Source organism: Streptomyces sp. NPDC041784, from assembly GCF_055591025.1.
Genome location: NZ_JBVJAB010000001.1, coordinates 307,609 through 326,131, shown reverse-complemented (window position 1 = coordinate 326,131; position 18,523 = coordinate 307,609). Strand labels below are relative to the sequence as shown.

The following is an 18,523-nucleotide window of genomic DNA, read 5'->3' as shown; positions in this document are numbered from 1 at the left end:
TCGACCGACCGGGGCCCCTTCGTGGCCTGCAAAATGGGAGACCGCCCGGCAAATGTGCCGCGGGCGGCCTCTGCGTCTAGCACATGAGCGCGGTTACGCCCACTCACAAGCCCTTATCGCGTGCGCGTTGGTCACGCCGATGCCAATGAGCTTGGTCACGCAGAGGGAGTGGGGTACGGACGTCCCGAAGACGACACTGTGCGGGTAGCCACAGGCAGTGGTCGACTTGGCTCCTACCGCGTACCCGAAGCTGTGCAGGACGCCCGTACATTGTGCGACCGTGGCGGATGCGGGTGTCGCCATCGCCAGAGGGGCGATGGCCCCTGCGATGATGAGCCCGGTGACGGCGATTGCTCGCTTGAGCATGAAGATCTCCTCGATTGTCCAACAGCTCATGACGTCATGATCATGACGGGACGGGAATCTAACAGTCGACCGACGGGATACTCGGGCGTCCCGGAGAACATGGCCGAGAACGAGCCCGCTGGCGCATTCCGGCATCGATGTCCTTCGGGAGAGTCCAGATGCCGTGTCGCTGCGGTCACCGACTTCCGCCGACGACGGCGCGGCCGTCTCCGTCGTACGCATGCGAAAGGGCCCCGGTCGAGCGATCGGAGCCCCTTGGCGGTCGCGGGGTCAGGCCTTGACCCGGACTTCCTCGCGCAGCTTCGTGGTGATGTCGATAGCCGCGTCCTTGGTGATGTTCTTCGTGTTGTCGCCCGGGGACACCATGGCGATCGTGCTGTAGTCGGACCAGACGCAGAACCAGTCGGTCGACTCCTTCTTGGTCAGCGAGTTGGTGCTCTTCGCCGACTGGCATTTCATGAGCGCGCCGTCGATGTCGGCCTCCTCGGGCTGGCCGATCAGCTCGGTCTTGCCCTGGGTGCTGCTCGACGAGCTGGAGGAGTTGCTGTCCTCGAGTTCCTTCTGGATGGCAGCGAAGTACCTGTCCAGGGCCGTCTTGGGGTCCGCGATCTCGCCGTAACCGCCCAGCATCGTGATGCCCTTGGCGGTGAGCAGCTCCGCCTCGTCGGGCAGGTCGGCGGCGTCGGGGTTCTCCGGGTCGTAGTCGCCGAAGTCGGCTGTCGACCATTGCCCGACGACCGCCTTACCGCCCTTGACGCCGCTGGCCGTCAGATACTGGGTGGTGTCCGAGTCGCCGCTCTCGGCGCCTTTGCCGACCTGCTTGTACTCGGTGATCACGGTCGCCGGGGTGTCCAGCTTGTGCGCGCCGTCGTCCTCCAGGCCGCCGCCGCCGCTTCCGCCGAGCACGAGGTACGCGCCCACGCCGATCGCGGCGACGACCGCGACCGCGCCGATGATGATGCCCACCTTCTTGCCGCCACTGCTCGGTGCCGGGGGCTGCGGGACGCCGTAGGGAGGCTGACCGTAGGGGGCCTGGCCGTACGGCGGCTGCTGGCCGTAGGGCGGGGTCTGCGGCGGGACGCCCTGCGGGGGCTGGCCCGGGTAGCCGTAGCCGGGTTGGGGGGCCGGGGGCTGCTGGGGGTAGCCGTAGCCGGGCTGCGGGGCCTGCGGCTGCTGGCCGTACGGGCCGGGCTGGCCGTACGGTCCGGGCTGCTGGGGCTGACCGCCGTACGGGCCCGGCTGGTTGTGACTCATCTCTGGGTTCCCCTCCAGATGCTTATGTGATTTTCACATCCTGGCTCAAAGGCAACACCCGGAGAGCGGCGGGGCCCCCACCGTTACAGAGCAAACACGTTTCGGGACGGCGCCGTGACACCCCTAAACTGGCTCCGTGACCGAGAACGCTCAGCAGCAGCCATCAGCGCCCCACACCGAACTGCCGACCCAGTACGCGCCGGCCGATGTAGAGGGGCCGCTGTACGAGCGCTGGGTAGAGCGCGGTTACTTCGAGGCCGACGCCAAGAGCGACAAGCCTCCGTACACCGTCGTCATCCCGCCGCCGAACGTCACGGGCAGCCTGCACCTCGGGCACGCCTTCGAGCACACGCTCATCGACGCCCTGACCCGCCGCAAGCGCATGCAGGGGTACGAGACGCTGTGGCAGCCCGGCATGGACCACGCCGGTATCGCCACGCAGAACGTCGTCGAGCGCGAGCTGGGCAAGGAGGGCAAGTCCCGCCACGACCTGGGCCGCGAGGCGTTCGTCGAGCGTGTCTGGCAGTGGAAGGGCGAGTCCGGCGGCCAGATCAGCGGCCAGATGCGCCGCCTCGGCGACGGCGTCGCGTGGTCCCGCGAGCGCTTCACCATGGACGAGGGGCTCTCCCAGGCCGTCCAGACCATCTTCAAGCGGCTCTACGACGACGAGCTGATCTACCGCGCCGAGCGCATCATCAACTGGTGCCCGCGCTGTCTGACCGCCATCTCGGACATCGAGGTGGAGTACCAGGACGACGACGGCGAGCTCGTCTCGATGAAGTACGGCGAAGGGGACGACACCATCGTCGTCGCCACCACCCGCGCCGAGACGATGCTCGGTGACACCGCCGTCGCCGTCCACCCCGACGACGAGCGCTACCGCCACCTGGTCGGCAAGGAGATCCGCCTCCCGCTGACCGAACGCTTCATCCCGGTCGTCGCCGACACCCACGTCGACCCGGAGTTCGGCACGGGCGCCGTCAAGGTCACCCCGGCCCACGACCCGAACGACTTCGAGATCGGCCAGCGCCACAACCTGCCGTCCCTGACCATCATGGACGAGCACGCGGTCATCACGGCCCACGGTCCCTTCCAGGGCCTGGACCGCCTGGAGGCCCGCTCCGCGATCGTCGCCGCGCTGCGCGCCGAGGGCCGGATCGTCGCCGAGAAGCGCCCGTACGTCCACTCCGTCGGCCACTGCTCGCGCTGCAAGACCACCATCGAGCCGCGCCTGTCGATGCAGTGGTGGGTCAAGGTCGGCCCGCTGGCGAAGGCCGCCGGTGACGCGGTCCGCGACGGCCGCGTCAAGATCCACCCGCAGGAGATGGAGAAGCGGTACTTCGACTGGGTCGACAACCTCCACGACTGGTGCATCTCGCGGCAGTTGTGGTGGGGCCACCGCATCCCGGTCTGGTACGGCCCGAACGGTGAGGTCGTCTGCGTCGGCCCCGACGACGAGGCCCCGACCGGCGAGGGCTGGCGTCAGGACACCGACGTCCTCGACACCTGGTTCTCCTCCGGCCTGTGGCCGTTCTCCACGCTCGGCTGGCCCGAACAGACCGAGTCGCTCGCGAAGTTCTACCCGAACTCCGTCCTGGTCACCGGCTACGACATCCTCTTCTTCTGGGTCGCCCGGATGATGATGTTCGGCCTGTACGCGATGGACGGCACCCCGCCGTTCCACACCATCGCCCTGCACGGCATGGTCCGCGACCAGTTCGGCAAGAAGATGTCGAAGTCCTTCGGCAACGCGGTCAACCCGCTGGACTGGATGGACAAGTACGGCTCCGACGCGCTCCGCTTCACCCTCGCGCGCGGCGCCAACCCGGGCGTCGACGTCCCGATCGGCGAGGACTGGGTCCAGGGCTCCCGCAACTTCGCCAACAAGATCTGGAACGCCACCCGCTTCGCGCTGATGAACGGCGCCACGGTCGAGGGCCCGCTGCCGGACGCCGCCGAGATGTCGGCGACCGACCGCTGGATCCTCTCCCGCCTCAACGCCACGGTCGCCGAAGTCGACGCGCTCTACGAGGACTTCCAGTTCGCGAAGCTCTCCGACGCGCTGTTCCACTTCGCGTGGGACGAGGTCTTCGACTGGTACGTCGAGCTGTCCAAGACCACGTTCCAGGCGGGCGGCGCGCCGGCCGAGGTCAGCAAGCGGGTCCTGGGCGAGGTCCTCGACGTCACGCTGAAGCTGCTGCACCCGGTCGTCCCGTTCGTCACCGAGACCCTGTGGACCACGCTGACCGGCGGCGAGTCGGTCGTCGTCGCCGAGTGGCCGACGGACTCGGGCTTCCGGGACACGAGCGCCGAGCGGGAGATCGAGAGCCTCCAGTCGGTGATCACCGAGGTCCGCCGGTTCCGCGCCGACCAGGGCCTCCAGCCCGGCCAGCGGGTCCCGGCCCGTCTGGACCTGGACGGCACGCCGTTCGCGGCGCACGAGGCGGCCATCCGCCAGCTGCTCCGCCTCCAGCCGGAGGGCGAGGCCTTCTCCGCCACGGCGTCCCTGCCGGTCGCGGGCGCCACGGTCGCGCTGGACCTGTCCGGCACGATCGACGTGGCCGCCGAGCGCAAGCGCCTCGCGAAGGACCTCGCGGCCGCGCAGAAGGAGCGCCAGCAGGCTCAGGCCAAGCTCGGCAACGAGGCGTTCCTCGCGAAGGCCCCGGACAACGTCGTGGAGGGCATCCGCGGCCGGCTCGCCAAGGCGGACGAGGACATCGCCCGCATCGAGGCCCAGCTGGAGCGCCTGCCGCAGGCGTAGCGGCCGGTAGAACGCGGAAGGCCCCCGGGACCAGGACGGTTCCGGGGGCCTTTGCCTCTGTCTGTCGGTGCGGCTCCGTAGACTGGCCCCGTGACCGAGTTCCCCCAGAACGGCAACCACGACCCCTTCGACGAGATCATCGAGGCCGAGACGGACCGAGACCCCGATCTCGCCGTCATCGAGGCCGGCAGCCGCACCCTGCGCTCCCAGGGCGCCGCGCCGAGCGCGGACGTCCCCACGCGTCCCGAGGACCCCGAGGTCGACAAGGCCCTGCGCGAGGTCGAGACGGAGCTGGCCACCCGTTGGGGCGAGACCAAGCTGGAGCCCTCCGTCGGCCGGATCGCCGCGCTGATGGACGTCCTGGGCGAGCCGCAGCGGTCGTACCCCTCGATCCACATCACGGGGACGAACGGCAAGACGTCCACGGCCCGCATGATCGAGGCCCTCCTCGGCGCCTTCGAGCTGCGCACCGGGCGCTACACGAGCCCGCACGTCCAGTCGATCACCGAGCGGATCAGCCTGGACGGCGCCTCGATCTCCGCCGAGCGCTTCATCGAGACCTACCAGGACATCAAGCCGTACGTCGAGATGGTCGACGCCCAGCAGGAGTACCGGCTGTCCTTCTTCGAGGTGCTCACGGGCATGGCGTACGCCGCGTTCGCGGACGCCCCCGTCGACGTGGCGGTCGTGGAAGTGGGGATGGGCGGCTCCTGGGACGCCACCAACGTCATCGACGGCGATGTCGCCGTGGTCACGCCCATCGACCTCGACCACACCGACCGGCTGGGGGAGACCCCGGCCGAGATCGCGGGCGAGAAGGGCGGCGTCATCAAGCAGGACGCGACGGTCATCCTGGCCCAGCAGCCGGTGGACGCGGCGCAGGTGCTGCTGAAGAAGGCCGTCGAGGTCGACGCGACCGTGGCCCGCGAGGGCCTGGAGTTCGGCGTCGTGGCCCGGCAGGTCGCCGTCGGCGGCCAGCTGATGACCCTGCGCGGGCTGGGCGGCGAGTACCCCGAGGTGTACCTCCCGCTGCACGGCGCCCACCAGGCGCACAACGCGGCCGTCGCGCTCGCCGCCGTCGAGGCGTTCTTCGGCGTGGGCGCCCAGCGGGCCGAGCCGCTCGACATCGACACCGTCCGCAAGGCGTTCGCCGCCGTGTCCTCGCCGGGCCGGCTGGAGGTCGTGCGCCGCTCGCCGACGATCGTGCTGGACGCCGCCCACAACCCGGCGGGCGCCCGGGTCACCGCCGAGGCGGTGGGCGAGGCCTTCGACTTCAGCCGGCTGATCGGGGTCGTCGGCGCGAGCGGCGACAAGAACGTACGAGGGCTGCTGGAGGCCTTCGAGCCGATCTTCGCGGAGATCGTCGTCACCCAGAACTCCAGCCATCGCGCGATGGACGCGGACGAGCTGGCCGCGATCGCCGTCGAGGTGTTCGGCGACGAGCGGGTCCAGGTCGAGCCGCGGCTGCCCGACGCTCTGGACGCGGCGATCACGCTCGCCGAGGAGGAGGGCGAGTTCACCGGCGGCGGTGTGCTGGTCACCGGTTCCGTCATCACGGTCGGCGAGGCCCGACTGCTCCTCGGGAAGGGCTGAGGCCCCAGACATGCGTACGCTCTGCTCCTCGACCCTGATCGGCGAGTTCTTCATCATCGGCTTCGCCGGACTGGTCGCCATGAAGGACCCCGACCTGGCCATGTCCACGGTGTGGACGGTGTGCGGGGTCGCGATGTTCTTCTGTGTGCTGCTGTGCGGTGTGGTCACCCGGCCCGCGGGCGTGACCCTCGGCTGGGCGCTCCAGGTCGCCCTGGTCGCCGCCGGCTTCGTCGTCCCCATGATGTTCGTCCTGGGCGTGCTCTTCGGCGCCCTGTGGTGGGCGTCGGTGCACTACGGCCGGAAGATCGACGAGGCGAAGGCCCGCTTCGCCGCACAGGCCGAAGCCTCCTCCGCGGATACCGCTGACGCTGTGTGACAGGGGCGCGGACACGCCCTGTAATCTCGTCCCACCGCACCCCGGCAGTAGTGCACACCCGCAGTCGTAAGGAGCCCCTCGTGAGCCAGCGCACCCTCGTCCTGCTCAAGCCCGACGCCGTCCGTCGTGGCCTGACCGGCGAGATCATCAGCCGTATCGAGCGCAAGGCGGGCTGGCAGATCACCGCGCTGGAGCTGCGCACCTTGGACCAGGACACGCTGGAGCAGCACTACGGCGAGCACAAGGGCAAGCCGTTCTACGAGCCGCTGGTGGAGTTCATGGCCTCCGGTCCGGTCGTGGCGCTGATCGTCGAGGGCGAGCGGGTCATCGAGGGCCTGCGCGCCCTCGCCGGCCCGACCGACCCGATCGCCGCCGCGCCGGGCTCGATCCGCGGTGACTTCGGCGTCATCGTCCGGGAGAACCTGATCCACGCCTCCGACTCCGAGGAGTCCGCCGAGCGCGAGGTGAAGATCTTCTTCCCGGGCCGCGCGTAGGACCGTTCAGGCCCTGAGGGCCTGTCCGGGGGTTGAGCCGCTGAGCACGTCGGGGTCGGCCTCCCGCCGAGGCCTCCGAGAATCTTTCGTGGAAAGTTCTGAGTGCCTGTCAGCTCGCTCCTCCGTCTGACCTGGGGCGGCCGTACCTTTTCGGCCGTCCCTCGGCATATGCGTGCCGATCGGGGGAACGTGTGCCCCCGATGGACCGTCTGCAGAAGCGGGGCGGCCCAGCGCATGCTGACAATGGCGAAGACCCTCGCGCAGTGTTCGGGAAGGCGCGTCTACGATGGAACCCTTCACGTCACAGCACCCACCTCGCCGACCTGAAAAGCCCTCAAGCTCATGGGAAGGCCAGTCGAATCCTGATGGGGAACTCAATGTCGTTCATCGGCCGTGACATGGCTGTCGACCTCGGGACCGCCAACACGCTGGTGTACGTCAGGGGTCGCGGGATCGTACTCAACGAGCCGTCCGTCGTCGCGATCAACACCAACACCGGTGGCATCCTCGCGGTCGGCGCGGAGGCGAAGAAGATGATCGGGCGGACGCCGGGCAACATCGTCGCCGTGCGTCCGCTGAAGGACGGCGTCATCGCCGACTTCGAGATCACCGAGCGGATGCTCCGCTACTTCATTCTGAAGATCCACAAGCGGCGGTATCTCGCCCGGCCGCGGGTCGTCGTCTGTGTGCCCTCGGGCATCACCGGCGTCGAGCGCCGTGCCGTCATCGAGGCGTCGACCCAGGCCGGCGCCCGTCAGGTGCACATCATCGAGGAGCCCATGGCCGCGGCCATCGGCTCCGGCCTGCCGGTCCACGAGGCCACGGGCAACATGGTCGTGGACATCGGCGGCGGCACCACGGAGGTCGCGGTCATCTCGCTCGGCGGCATCGTCACCGCGCAGTCCATCCGCGTCGCGGGCGACGAACTGGACAACGCGATCATCCAGCACATCAAGAAGGAGTACAGCCTTCTTCTCGGTGAGCGGACGGCCGAGCAGATCAAGATCACCATCGGCTCGGCGTACGACCTCGACTCCGACGAGCACACCGAAATCCGCGGCCGGGACCTCGTCTCCGGGCTGCCCAAGACCGTCGTGATCTCGGCCGCCGAGGTGCGCAAGGCGATCGAGGAACCGGTCAACGCGATCGTCGACGCCGTGAAGACCACCCTCGACAAGTGTCCGCCGGAGCTGTCCGGCGACATCATGGACCGCGGAATCGTTCTGACCGGCGGCGGAGCGCTGCTGCGCGGTCTGGACGAGCGGCTTCGCCGGGAGACCGGCATGCCCATCCACATCGCCGAGGACCCGCTGGACAGCGTGGCGCTCGGCTCCGGCAAGTGTGTCGAGGAGTTCGAGGCGCTCCAGCAGGTCCTGGACGCCGCGCCCCGCAGATGACGTAACGCTTCGATTCCGCCGTACGAGATGATCTCTCCTCGTGCGGCGGATCGTTGATATCGAGGCATAGGCTCCGACACAGCGCCCTTGGCCGTTCCGGCCAGGGGCTACCCGAATTCCTGAATCCTGGTTCCTGATTTCCTATCGAGGAAGGGCACGGCCGCCGCACGTGAGGGACACACGAGAGAGCCGGCTGCTCCTGGTGCTGCTGGTCGCCGTCGCGTTCGCGCTGATCACGGTCGACATCCGGGGCGGTGAGGACTCCCCGGTCGACGGTGCCCGGCAGGCCGCGGCCGCGGTCTTCGGCCCGATCGAGGACGGCGTGTCGTCGGCGGTGAACCCCGTCGGCAACGCCGTCTCCGCCGTCCGTGACTCCAACGAGCGCCACGACCGGCTCGCCGAACTGGAGACGGAGAACGCGGCCCTCAAGGCGAAGCTCGGCAGCGACGACCGCAACCGCAGCCGCCTCGCCCAGCTCGACAAGATGCTGAAGGTCGCGGGCGCCGGCCAGTACGGCATCAAGGGCGCGGAGGTCATCGCGATAGGCGCGGCCCAGGGCTTCTCCTGGACGATCACCATCGACGTCGGCGCCCGCGACGGCGTCACCCGCGACATGACGGTCCTCAACGGGGACGGGCTGGTCGGGCGGGTCACCACCGTCGGCCCGAACACCGCGACCGTACTGCTCGCCAACGACCCCGACTTCACCGTCGGCACCCGGATGGAAGCCTCCGACGAACTGGGCTTCGCCTCCGGGCAGGGCGACCAGCCCCTGCGGGTCGAACTGCTCAACGGCAAGGCGGACGTGAAGAAGGGAGACCGGCTGGTCACCTTCGGCTCGCAGGCCGACCGGCCCTTCGTACCGGGCGTTCCCGTGGGCGTGGTCTCCCGGGTCGACCCCTCCGGCGGCGACCTCACCCGCACCCTCTACGTCACGCCGTACGTCAGCTTCACCCAGCTCGACGTCGTCGGTGTGGTCGTCCAGGCGCCGAAGAAGGACCCGCGCGACACCGTGCTGCCGGCCAAGCCCAAGCCGGTGCCCACCCCGACGGTCACCGTCACGGTGACCCCGAACGCCGACGGCCAGCAGCAAGAGCAGCAGTAGGAGCTGACACACCCCATGCGCGTCAACCGGATCCTGCTCTCCGTCCCGTTGGTCGTCGTCGCCTTGGTGATCCAGGTGAGCGTCCTCGCCCGTCTCCATCTGCCCGGCGCCGTCCCCGACCTCCTGCTGCTCACGGTCCTGGGCCTCGCCATGGTCTACGGCCATGTCGGCGGCGCCCTCATCGGCTTCGGCGCCGGTCTCCTCGCCGACCTCGCCCCGCCCGCCGACCACGCGGCCGGCCGCTACGCGCTGGTGCTGTGCGTGATCGGCTACCTCGCCGGACTGATCAAGCCGGAGAACGGGCAGATCAAGTCGGCCACCGGCCCGATGCTGGTCGTGGTCGGCGCCGCGATCGGCTCCACCCTGCTCTACGCGGGCGTGGGCGCCCTGGTCGGCGACACCGCGGCCCGCCATGTCGGCCTGACCGGCCTGCTGTTCACGGCCGCCCTGTACGACCTGCTGCTCGCCCCGTTCATCGTCCCCGGGGTGATGTTCCTGGCCCGGCGCGCCGAGAACGACCCGCTCGGCGAGAGCGGCTCCGCGGGCAAGGCCTCGGACCTCTCCTCCGGCTGGCTCTCCTCCGGTACCGGGCTGCGGATCGGCGGCCAGCGCGGCGGACTGAAGATGAAGGTCACCAAGGCCCGGGTGGCCCGGGCCGGTCGCATCAAGGGGGTCAAGCGGCTGTGACCACACCGTGGCCGGGCCTCACAGGTCCGTCGGATATGACACCTGCACAGTTCTGAGAGGGGGAGGCAGCACCAGTGACCAATGCCCACCCGTCTCCCACCACCACCCTTGAAGGAATGGGCTTCGCCCATGACTAACATTCCGGAGACCGGACGGACCCCACGGGTCCAGACCCGGCTCGTCGTGATCCAGATCCTTGTCCTCTCCCTCCTCGGCACCCTCGGCGGACGCCTGTGGTACCTCCAGATCCGCGAGGGCGCGGAGTACGCCAAGGAGGCCTCCGGCAACCACGTCCAGCAGGTCGTCGAGCCCGCCGTCCGCGGCTCCATCCTGGACGCGCGCGGGGTCGCCCTCGCGGACAACGAGACGCGCCTGGTGGTCTCCGCCTCCCGCACCGAGCTGCTGAAGCAGAAGGACGACGGCAAGGCGGTACTGACCAAGCTCGCGGGCGTCCTCGGCATGGACCCCGAGGAGGTCAGGCAGAAGGTCCGCCTGTGCGACGCCGAGACCCCCCAGCCCTGCTGGAACGGCTCGCCCTACCAGCCGATCCCCATCACCGACGAGGCCACCGCCAAGCAGGCCCTCCAGATCCGTGAGCGCGCCGAGGACTTCCCCGGCATCACCGCCGAGCCGGAGGCCGTCCGCCGCTACCCGGCCCCCGGCAAGTCCAACACCGCCCAGGTCCTCGGCTACCTCTCCCCGGTCACCGACGAGGAGATCACCAAGGCCCAGGACACCGACTCGCCCTTCCTGCGCTCCGACCAGGTCGGCCGCTCCGGCCTGGAGCGGGAGTACGACAAGGAGCTGCGCGGCAAGGCCGGCGTCACCCGCTACGAGGTCGACAACCTCGGCCGGGTCATCGGCCAGGCCGAGGCGGACGCGGCCGAGCCCGGCTCCAACCTCGTCACCAGCATCGACTCCCGCGTCCAGCGCGTCGCCGAGTACGAGCTGAACGAGGCGATGAAAGAAGCCCGCAAGCAGTGGGACCGCAACACCCAGGAGAAGTACAAGGCCGACTCCGGCGCCGTCGTCGTGATGGAGGCGAAGACGGGCCGGATCGTCGCCATGGCGTCCAACCCGACCTACGACCCCAACGCCTGGGTCGGCGGCATCTCCGCCAAGGACTACACGCGGCTCACCGGCAAGTCCTCCAACTACCCGCTGCTCAACAGGGCCATACAGGGGCAGGCGGCGCCCGGCTCCGTGTTCAAGGTGGTCTCGACGGCCGCCGCGGTCCAGGCCGGCTACGACTTCGACGGCCGCTACAACTGCTCCAGCTCGTACTCGGTCGGCGGCCAGGTCTTCAAGAACTTCGAGTCCCAGAACCACGGCCCGATCAGCCTCGGCCGCGCCCTGGAGGTCTCCTGCGACACCGTCTACTACGGACTCGCGCACCGCGAGTGGCAGAAGGACGGCGGCATCGACCCGAAGAAGAAGCCCAACGACTACTTCTACAAGACCGCCCACCAGTTCGGTCTCGGCGCGGAGACCGGCATCGACCTGCCCAACGAGGTCACCGGCCGCGTCCCCGACCGCCAGTGGAAGCAGTCGTACTGGCAGGCCAACAAGGACGCCTGGTGCAAGTCCGGCAAGAAGGACGGCAGTTACGTCGAGAAGATCGCGTACGAGAACTGCCTCGAAGGCAACAAGATGCGCGCCGGTGACGAGATCAACTACTCCATCGGCCAGGGCGACACCCTCGTGACCCCGATCCAGATGGCCACGATCTACGCGGCCATCTCCAACGGCGGCACCCTGTACGACCCGACGGTCGGCAAGGCGATCGTCAGCGCCGACGGCAGGACCGTCCAGGAGATCGAGCCGAAGGCGCACGGCAAACTGCCCGTCAGCAAGCAGACGCTGGCCCAGATGGACGAGGCCCTCGCGGGCGTCGCCACCCGCGGTACCGCCGCCTGGCGTTTCGCCCAGGTCGGCTGGCCGCAGGACAAGATCGCGATGCACGCCAAGACGGGTACCGCCGAGGTCTACGGCAAGCAGACGACGTCCTGGTTCGCCACGTACACCAAGGACTACGCGATCGTGATGACGATCTCCCAGGGTGGTACGGGCTCCGGCGCCTCCGGCCCGGCCGTGCGCAACATATACGACGCGTTGTACGGCGTCTCCGACGACGGCGCGATCGACAAGAAGAACGCCCTGCTGCCGACCCCGCAGAAGGACCTGCCGAAGGTCCGCACGGACGGCACGATCAAGTCCCCGAAGGTCGCCAAGGACCCGGCCAAGGAGCAGCGCCTGAGCCAGGAGGGCGCCCCCGAGCCGGACGAGTCGCAGCCGGCCGGCACCGTCCAGCAGACCGGCACCAGCAACCGTGACACCCGCAGGCGACGGCGGAGGCGGGGAAGCCGGAGGATGTGCACATGAGCGGCGCGAACAGCTTCTCCGTCTCCGGATACGGGCCCGAGCGGGCCGGCTGGACCCGGGTCTTCGCCCGTGACTCGCTGGCCCGGCGGCTGGACTGGCCGATACTCCTGTCGGCCGTCGCCCTGTCGCTGATCGGCTCGCTGCTGGTCTTCTCGGCGACCCGCAACCGCACCGAGATCAACCAGGGCGACCCGTACTACTTCCTGATCCGGCACCTGATGAACACCGGCATCGGCGTCGCCCTGATGATCGGCACGGTCTGGCTCGGCCACCGCACCCTGCGCAACGCGGTCCCGTTCCTCTACGGCCTGTCGGTGCTGCTGATCCTGCTGGTGCTGACGCCGCTGGGCTCCACGGTCAACGGCGCGCACTCCTGGATCGTGCTGGGCGGCGGCTTCTCGCTCCAGCCCTCGGAGTTCGTGAAGATCACGATCATCCTGGGCATGGCGATGCTCCTGGCCGCCCGGGTCGACGCGGGGGACAAGCCGTACCCCGACCACCGCACGGTCGTCCAGGCGCTCGGCCTGGCGGCGGTCCCCATGCTGGTCGTGATGCTCATGCCCGACCTCGGGTCGGTCATGGTCATGGTGATGATCGTGCTGGGCGTGCTGCTGGCCTCCGGCGCCTCCAACCGCTGGATCTTCGGGCTGCTCGGCGCGGGCGCGGCCGGCGCGATCACCGTCTGGCAGCTGCACATCCTGGACGAGTACCAGATCGCCCGGTTCGCCGCCTTCGCCAACCCGAGCCTCGACCCGGCGGGCGTCGGCTACAACACCAACCAGGCGCGCATCGCGATCGGCTCCGGCGGACTGACCGGCGCGGGCCTGTTCCACGGCTCGCAGACCACCGGCCAGTTCGTCCCCGAGCAGCAGACGGACTTCGTGTTCACGGTCGCGGGCGAGGAGCTGGGCTTCGTCGGCGCGGGACTGATCGTCCTGCTGCTCGGCGTGGTCCTGTGGCGCGCCTGCCGCATCGCCCGCGAGACGACCGAGCTGTACGGCACGATCGTGGCCGCCGGGATCGTGGCGTGGTTCGCGTTCCAGTCGTTCGAGAACATCGGCATGACCCTCGGCATCATGCCGGTGACCGGCCTTCCGCTGCCGTTCGTGTCGTACGGCGGCTCGTCGATGTTCGCGGTGTGGGTGGCCGTGGGCCTGTTGCAGTCCATCCGGGTGCAGCGGCCGATGTCGGCGTAGGAAGCGTCAGCAGAGAGCGCGAACAGAGAGCTTGGGGCGACGGACACCTCGTCGTTCACCGGCGTCAAACAGCCAATCGGGCCCGGCGGGCACTGCCCTCCGGGCCCGAGTGCGACTAGATTCAATTCATGGCGGAGACGAAACGCGAGATCGAGCGCAAGTACGAAGCCGACGACAGCGGGCTGCCCGACCTGACCGGCGTCGCCGGGGTCGCCGATGTCCTCGACAAGGGCACCGCGGAACTGGACGCGACCTACTACGACACCTCGGACCTGCGCCTGGCCACGGCCTCCATCACTCTGCGCCGCAGGACCGGCGGCTCCGACGCCGGCTGGCACCTGAAACTCCCGGTCGGCCCCGGCGTCCGCGACGAGATCCAGGTCCCGCTCTCCGACGACCTCCCCGAGGAACTGGCCGGACTGGTCCGCGCCCGGGTGCGCGAGGGACAGCTGGTGCCCGTGGTGCGGCTGCGCTCCGCGCGGGACGTACGCGACCTGGTCGACGCCGACGGACGGCAGCTCGCCGAGATCGGCGTGGACACCGTACGCGCGCAGCGGCTGTTCGGCGGCAAGGGCCGCACTCAGTGGACCGAGATCGAGGTGGAGCTGGCCGACGACGGTGATCCGGCCTTCCTCGACAAGGTCGACAAGCGGCTGCGCAAGGCGGGCGTACGCCCGTCGAAGTCCCCCTCGAAGCTGGCGCGGGCGCTCGCCGAGACCAAGGGCGGGCACCCGCGACGCAAGGACGAGGGGCCCGCCGAGCCCGTCACCGCCGGCGACCACGTCCTGGCGTACGTCCGCGCCCAGCGGGACGCGATCGTGGCGCTGGACCCGGCCGTGCGCCGGGACGCCGAGGAGTCCGTGCACGACATGCGGGTCGCCACCCGGCGGCTGCGCTCCACCTTCCGCTCGTTCGGGAAGGTCCTCGACCGGGAGGTCACCGACCCGGTCGCCGACGAGCTGAAGTGGCTCGCCGGCGAGCTGGGCGTGGGCCGCGACCAGGAGGTGCTCGCCGAACGCCTCGCCGCGGGTCTCGACGAACTGCCCGCCACCCTGGTCGACGGCCCCGTCTCCCAGCGGCTGCACACCTGGGCGAAGGCCGGCCACGGCGGATCGCGGCGCCGGCTGCTCGCCGTCCTGGACTCCGCGCGCTATCTGACGCTCCTGGACACCCTGGACGCCCTGGTCGCCGACCCGCCGGTGCTCAAGGCGGCCGCCGGCAAGCCGGAGAAGGTGCTCCCCAAGGCCGTACGCAAGGGCTTCGGGAAGGTGTCCGCGCTGGTCGAGGAGGCCATCGAGCAGCCGCCCGGGCACGACCGCGACCTCGCGCTGCACGAGGCCCGCAAGAAGGCCAAGCGCACCCGCTACGCGGCCGAGGCCACCGCCCCCGCCCTGGGCGGGGCGGCCAAGACCCTGGTCAAGTCCATGAAGTCGCTCCAGAGCCTGCTCGGCGACCACCAGGACAGCGTGATGGCCCGCACCACCCTGCGCGAGCTGTCCGCCGTGGCGCACGCGGCGGGGGAGAACACCTTCACGTACGGGTTGCTGTTCGGCCGGGAGGAGCGACGGTCGGCGGCCGTCGAGGCCCAGGTGCCGGACGCCTGGAAGTCCATCCGAAAGTCCATGGAGGTTTAGAACCGGAAATTTCCGGGGCGGGGGAGTGCTCCGGGCGGGTTACGCTAGATGGTCACTCCCGTCAGCTCACGAAGGTAACGCCGCGATGTCTGTCGAGTCGGTCTTCCCGCAGCTCGAAGCCTTGCTCCCGCACGTGCAGAAGCCGATCCAGTACGTCGGAGGCGAGCTCAACTCCACGGTCAAGCCCTGGGAGGCCTCCGACGTCCGCTGGGCGCTCATGTACCCGGACGCCTACGAGGTCGGCCTGCCCAACCAGGGCGTCATGATCCTCTACGAGGTGCTCAACGAACAGGAGGGCGTCCTCGCCGAGCGCACCTACAGCGTGTGGCCGGACCTGGAGGCGCTGATGCGGGAGCACGGCGTCCCCCAGTTCACCGTGGACAGCCACCGCCCGGTGAAGGCCTTCGACGTGTTCGGCCTGTCCTTCTCCACGGAACTGGGCTACACCAACATGCTGACCGCCCTGGACCTGGCGGGCATCCCGCTGGAGTCCAGGAACCGCACGATCGACGACCCGATCGTCCTCGCGGGCGGCCACGCGGCCTTCAACCCCGAGCCGATCGCCGACTTCATCGACGCGGCGGTCATCGGCGACGGCGAGCAGGCCGTGCTCGACATGACGCGGATCATCAAGGAGTGGAAGGCCGAGGGCCGCCCCGGCGGCCGCGAGGAGGTCCTCTTCCGCCTCGCCAAGACGGGCGGGGTGTACATCCCGGCCTTCTACGACGTCGAGTACCTCCCCGACGGCCGTATCGCCCGCATGGTCCCCAACAAGTCGGGCGTCCCGTGGCGTGTGTCCAAGCACACCGTCATGGACCTCGACGAATGGCCCTACCCCAAGCAGCCCCTGGTCCCGCTCGCCGAGACGGTCCACGAGCGCATGTCCGTGGAGATCTTCCGCGGCTGCACCCGCGGCTGCCGCTTCTGCCAGGCCGGCATGATCACCCGCCCGGTGCGCGAGCGCTCGATCACCGGCATCGGCGACATGGTGGAGAAGGGCCTGAAGGCGACCGGCTTCGAGGAGGTCGGCCTGCTGTCGCTGTCCTCCGCGGACCACAGCGAGATCGGCGACATCGCCAAGGGCCTGGCGGACCGCTACGAGGAGGACAAGATCGGCCTGTCCCTCCCCTCGACCCGCGTGGACGCCTTCAACGTCGACCTGGCGAACGAGCTGACGAGGAACGGCCGCCGCTCCGGCCTCACCTTCGCCCCCGAGGGCGGCTCCGAGCGCATGCGCAAGGTCATCAACAAGATGGTCTCCGAAGAGGACCTGATCCGGACCGTCGCGACCGCGTACGGCAACGGCTGGCGCCAGGTGAAGCTGTACTTCATGTGCGGCCTGCCGACGGAGACCGACGACGACGTCCTCCAGATCGCCGACATGGCGATGAGCGTCATCCAGAAGGGCCGCGAGGTCTCCCGCTCCAACGACATCCGCTGCACGGTGTCGATCGGCGGCTTCGTGCCCAAGCCGCACACGCCGTTCCAGTGGGCGCCCCAGCTCTCCGCCGAGGAGACCGACGCCCGCCTGGAGAAGCTCCGGGACCGGATCCGTGGCGACAAGAAGTACGGCCGCTCGATCGGCTTCCGCTACCACGACGGCAAGCCCGGCATCGTGGAGGGCCTGCTGTCGCGCGGCGACCGGCGGGTGGGCGCGGTGATCCGCGCGGTCTACGAGGACGGCGGCCGCTTCGACGGCTGGCGCGAGCACTTCTCCTACGACCGCTGGATGAGCTGCGCCGACAAGGCGCTGGCCGAGTTCGGCGTCGACGTCGACTGGTACACCACCCGCGAGCGCACCTACGAGGAGGTCCTGCCCTGGGACCACCTGGACTCGGGCCTCGACAAGGAGTGGCTCTGGGAGGACTGGCAGGACGCCCTCGACGAGACCGAGGTCGAGGACTGCCGCTGGACGCCGTGCTTCGACTGCGGTGTCTGTCCCGCGATGGACACCAGCATCCAGATCGGCCCGACGGGCAAGAAGCTGCTGCCGCTGACGGTGAAGCAGCCGGCGGGGAGTGGCGCGCACAACCACTGAGCCGGAGGTCGCCGAGCCCCCTTCCCGGACGGGACGGGGGCTCGGTGCATCCATGGGGGCCGTCGTGGCGTCTACACCGGTATGGACCTGGAGAAACGCCCCGTCGAACCCCGGCAGCCGGAGGGGTGTCTCGTCGTCGCGATCCGGCTGCCCGTGCGGATCGTGGTGCTGGTGCTGGTCGTGCCCGTACGGATGGCCTGGGACGCGCTCGTCGTCGTGGGCCGGTTCCTCATGGACACCCTGCTGCGGCCGCTGGGCCGTGCCCTGCTGTGGCTGGGGCGGGCCCTGTTCGTCTGGCCGCTGGTGGGGCTGTGGCGGTACGTCGTCGTCCCCGTCGGCACGGCGCTCGCCTGGCTCGGCAAGGTGCTCCTGGTCGTCCCGGCCGTCTGGTTCCACCGGACCGTTCTGACGCCGATCGGGCACGGCCTCGCCTGGCTGGGGCGGGGGATCTGGGCCGGCCTGACCTGGCTGGCGCGCGGCTTCCGGGCGGGGGTGACCTGGCTGGCGCTCGGCCTCTGGGCGGGGGTGAGCTGGCTGGGGCGGGGGATCGGGGCCGGGCTGGCGTGGGTGTACGCGCGCGTGCTGACGCCCGTCGGACACGCGGTGCTCTGGCTGGTGCACCATCTCGTCGTCGTACCGGCCCGATGGCTGTACGAGTGGATCCTCGCGCCCGCCGGACGGGCGGCCGCGTGGTGCGTGGGGGCGTTGGTCACCGGCGTCGGCCTGGCCGTGTACTGGACGGTCCGGGTGCTGCTCGTGCTGCCGGCGCTCGCCCTGTGGCGCTGGGTGCTGGCCCCCGTCGGCCGTTTCCTCGCCGTCGTCGCACGTGAGGTGGGGGAGGCGCTCGGGCACGCCTGGCGGGTCGCCGGACGGATCTCGCTCGCTGTCGGACGGTTCCTCGCGACCCTCTTCCGGTGGATCTTCGTGGAGCCCGTGCGCTGGGTGTACCGCACCGTCCTCACCCCCGTGGGGCACGCCGTGCGTGACGCAGTCCTGCGGCCGGTCGCCGAGGCCGTGCGCGCCGTGGGCCGGAGCACCCGGGAGGCCCTGGCCGCCGCCCGCGAAACGGTCCGGCAGACCCGCGCCGACGTGCGGCGGGCGCTCTTCGGAGTGCCCCGGGAGAGGGAGAAGGTCGCCCGGCGGGAACCGACGCCGCTCGGCACACGTACTCTTGATAGCAGTACGACCGCTCTCACGAAGGACTGAACGACACTGGGCAAGCGACAGCCCGAAGGCCCGC

At 69.8% G+C, this 18,523-nt stretch carries 14 protein-coding genes; 12 read left to right on the top strand and 2 right to left on the bottom strand.

Features of this window, described 5'->3' with window-relative positions:
• Positions 1-93: 93 nt before the first annotated feature.
• Both ACZ6D7_RS01435 and ACZ6D7_RS01430 read right to left on the bottom strand, forming a co-directional pair.
• Positions 94-396, bottom strand: a complete 303-nt coding sequence (locus tag ACZ6D7_RS01435; protein ID WP_469482145.1) for a hypothetical protein — start codon at positions 394-396, stop codon at positions 94-96.
• Between the two features lie 240 nt (positions 397-636).
• Positions 637-1,620 carry a hypothetical protein gene (locus ACZ6D7_RS01430; RefSeq protein WP_469482143.1) on the bottom strand — a complete coding sequence of 328 codons (984 nt, stop codon included), beginning with the start codon at positions 1,618-1,620 and terminating at the stop codon, positions 637-639.
• A gap of 136 nt (positions 1,621-1,756) precedes the next feature.
• Here ACZ6D7_RS01430 and ACZ6D7_RS01425 point away from each other — a divergent pair, with 136 nt between their 5' ends.
• The 12 genes from ACZ6D7_RS01425 (at position 1,757) to ACZ6D7_RS01370 (ending at position 18,489) form a co-directional block, all read left to right on the top strand.
• Positions 1,757-4,381: a valine--tRNA ligase gene (locus tag ACZ6D7_RS01425; RefSeq protein WP_469482141.1), complete on the top strand. Its 2,625-nt coding sequence runs from the start codon at positions 1,757-1,759 to the stop codon at positions 4,379-4,381.
• A gap of 90 nt (positions 4,382-4,471) precedes the next feature.
• Positions 4,472-5,974, top strand: coding sequence for a bifunctional tetrahydrofolate synthase/dihydrofolate synthase (folC, locus tag ACZ6D7_RS01420; RefSeq protein WP_469482139.1), 1,503 nt, complete (start codon positions 4,472-4,474; stop codon positions 5,972-5,974).
• 10 nt (positions 5,975-5,984) lie between these two features.
• Positions 5,985-6,350: a DUF4233 domain-containing protein gene (locus ACZ6D7_RS01415; RefSeq protein WP_469482137.1), complete on the top strand. Its 366-nt coding sequence runs from the start codon at positions 5,985-5,987 to the stop codon at positions 6,348-6,350.
• Positions 6,351-6,430: 80 nt separating this feature from the next.
• The gene (gene ndk / locus ACZ6D7_RS01410) at positions 6,431-6,844 is read left to right on the top strand and encodes a nucleoside-diphosphate kinase (protein ID WP_469482135.1); all 414 of its coding nucleotides are present in this window, start codon (positions 6,431-6,433) and stop codon (positions 6,842-6,844) included.
• A gap of 377 nt (positions 6,845-7,221) precedes the next feature.
• The gene (locus ACZ6D7_RS01405) at positions 7,222-8,241 is read left to right on the top strand and encodes a rod shape-determining protein (RefSeq protein WP_030779466.1); all 1,020 of its coding nucleotides are present in this window, start codon (positions 7,222-7,224) and stop codon (positions 8,239-8,241) included.
• Between the two features lie 169 nt (positions 8,242-8,410).
• Positions 8,411-9,346 (top strand): rod shape-determining protein MreC, encoded by a 936-nt coding sequence (mreC, locus tag ACZ6D7_RS01400; RefSeq protein WP_469482133.1) that lies wholly within the window; start codon positions 8,411-8,413, stop codon positions 9,344-9,346.
• Positions 9,347-9,361: 15 nt separating this feature from the next.
• Positions 9,362-10,033, top strand: a complete 672-nt coding sequence (gene mreD / locus ACZ6D7_RS01395; RefSeq protein ID WP_469482131.1) for a rod shape-determining protein MreD — start codon at positions 9,362-9,364, stop codon at positions 10,031-10,033.
• A 129-nt stretch (positions 10,034-10,162) separates the two neighbouring features.
• The gene (gene mrdA / locus ACZ6D7_RS01390) at positions 10,163-12,415 is read left to right on the top strand and encodes a penicillin-binding protein 2 (protein ID WP_469482128.1); all 2,253 of its coding nucleotides are present in this window, start codon (positions 10,163-10,165) and stop codon (positions 12,413-12,415) included.
• Positions 12,412-13,611: a rod shape-determining protein RodA gene (gene rodA, locus ACZ6D7_RS01385; protein WP_469482126.1), complete on the top strand. Its 1,200-nt coding sequence runs from the start codon at positions 12,412-12,414 to the stop codon at positions 13,609-13,611. The genes mrdA and rodA overlap by 4 nt, the downstream gene beginning before the upstream one ends.
• A gap of 128 nt (positions 13,612-13,739) precedes the next feature.
• Positions 13,740-15,245, top strand: a complete 1,506-nt coding sequence (locus ACZ6D7_RS01380; protein WP_469482124.1) for a CYTH and CHAD domain-containing protein — start codon at positions 13,740-13,742, stop codon at positions 15,243-15,245.
• Between the two features lie 85 nt (positions 15,246-15,330).
• Positions 15,331-17,283, top strand: coding sequence for a TIGR03960 family B12-binding radical SAM protein (locus tag ACZ6D7_RS01375; RefSeq protein WP_469482122.1), 1,953 nt, complete (start codon positions 15,331-15,333; stop codon positions 17,281-17,283).
• An 81-nt stretch (positions 17,284-17,364) separates the two neighbouring features.
• Positions 17,365-18,489 carry a hypothetical protein gene (locus tag ACZ6D7_RS01370; RefSeq protein ID WP_469482118.1) on the top strand — a complete coding sequence of 375 codons (1,125 nt, stop codon included), beginning with the start codon at positions 17,365-17,367 and terminating at the stop codon, positions 18,487-18,489.
• The last annotated feature ends 34 nt before the right edge of the window (positions 18,490-18,523 follow it).

What these genes read in the sequence shown, in the direction of transcription:
- ACZ6D7_RS01405 (WP_030779466.1), top strand. Translation starts at nt 7,222, where the DNA reads ATGTCGTTCATCGGCCGTGACATGGCTGTCGACCTCGGGACCGCCAAC.
- ACZ6D7_RS01375 (WP_469482122.1), top strand. Translation starts at nt 15,331, where the DNA reads ATGTCTGTCGAGTCGGTCTTCCCGCAGCTCGAAGCCTTGCTCCCGCAC.
- mrdA (WP_469482128.1), top strand. Translation starts at nt 10,163, where the DNA reads ATGACTAACATTCCGGAGACCGGACGGACCCCACGGGTCCAGACCCGG.
- ACZ6D7_RS01430 (WP_469482143.1), bottom strand. Translation starts at nt 1,620, where the DNA reads ATGAGTCACAACCAGCCGGGCCCGTACGGCGGTCAGCCCCAGCAGCCC.
- ACZ6D7_RS01370 (WP_469482118.1), top strand. Translation starts at nt 17,365, where the DNA reads ATGGACCTGGAGAAACGCCCCGTCGAACCCCGGCAGCCGGAGGGGTGT.
- ACZ6D7_RS01380 (WP_469482124.1), top strand. Translation starts at nt 13,740, where the DNA reads ATGGCGGAGACGAAACGCGAGATCGAGCGCAAGTACGAAGCCGACGAC.
- ACZ6D7_RS01435 (WP_469482145.1), bottom strand. Translation starts at nt 396, where the DNA reads ATGAGCTGTTGGACAATCGAGGAGATCTTCATGCTCAAGCGAGCAATC.
- mreD (WP_469482131.1), top strand. Translation starts at nt 9,362, where the DNA reads ATGCGCGTCAACCGGATCCTGCTCTCCGTCCCGTTGGTCGTCGTCGCC.
- ACZ6D7_RS01415 (WP_469482137.1), top strand. Translation starts at nt 5,985, where the DNA reads ATGCGTACGCTCTGCTCCTCGACCCTGATCGGCGAGTTCTTCATCATC.
- rodA (WP_469482126.1), top strand. Translation starts at nt 12,412, where the DNA reads ATGAGCGGCGCGAACAGCTTCTCCGTCTCCGGATACGGGCCCGAGCGG.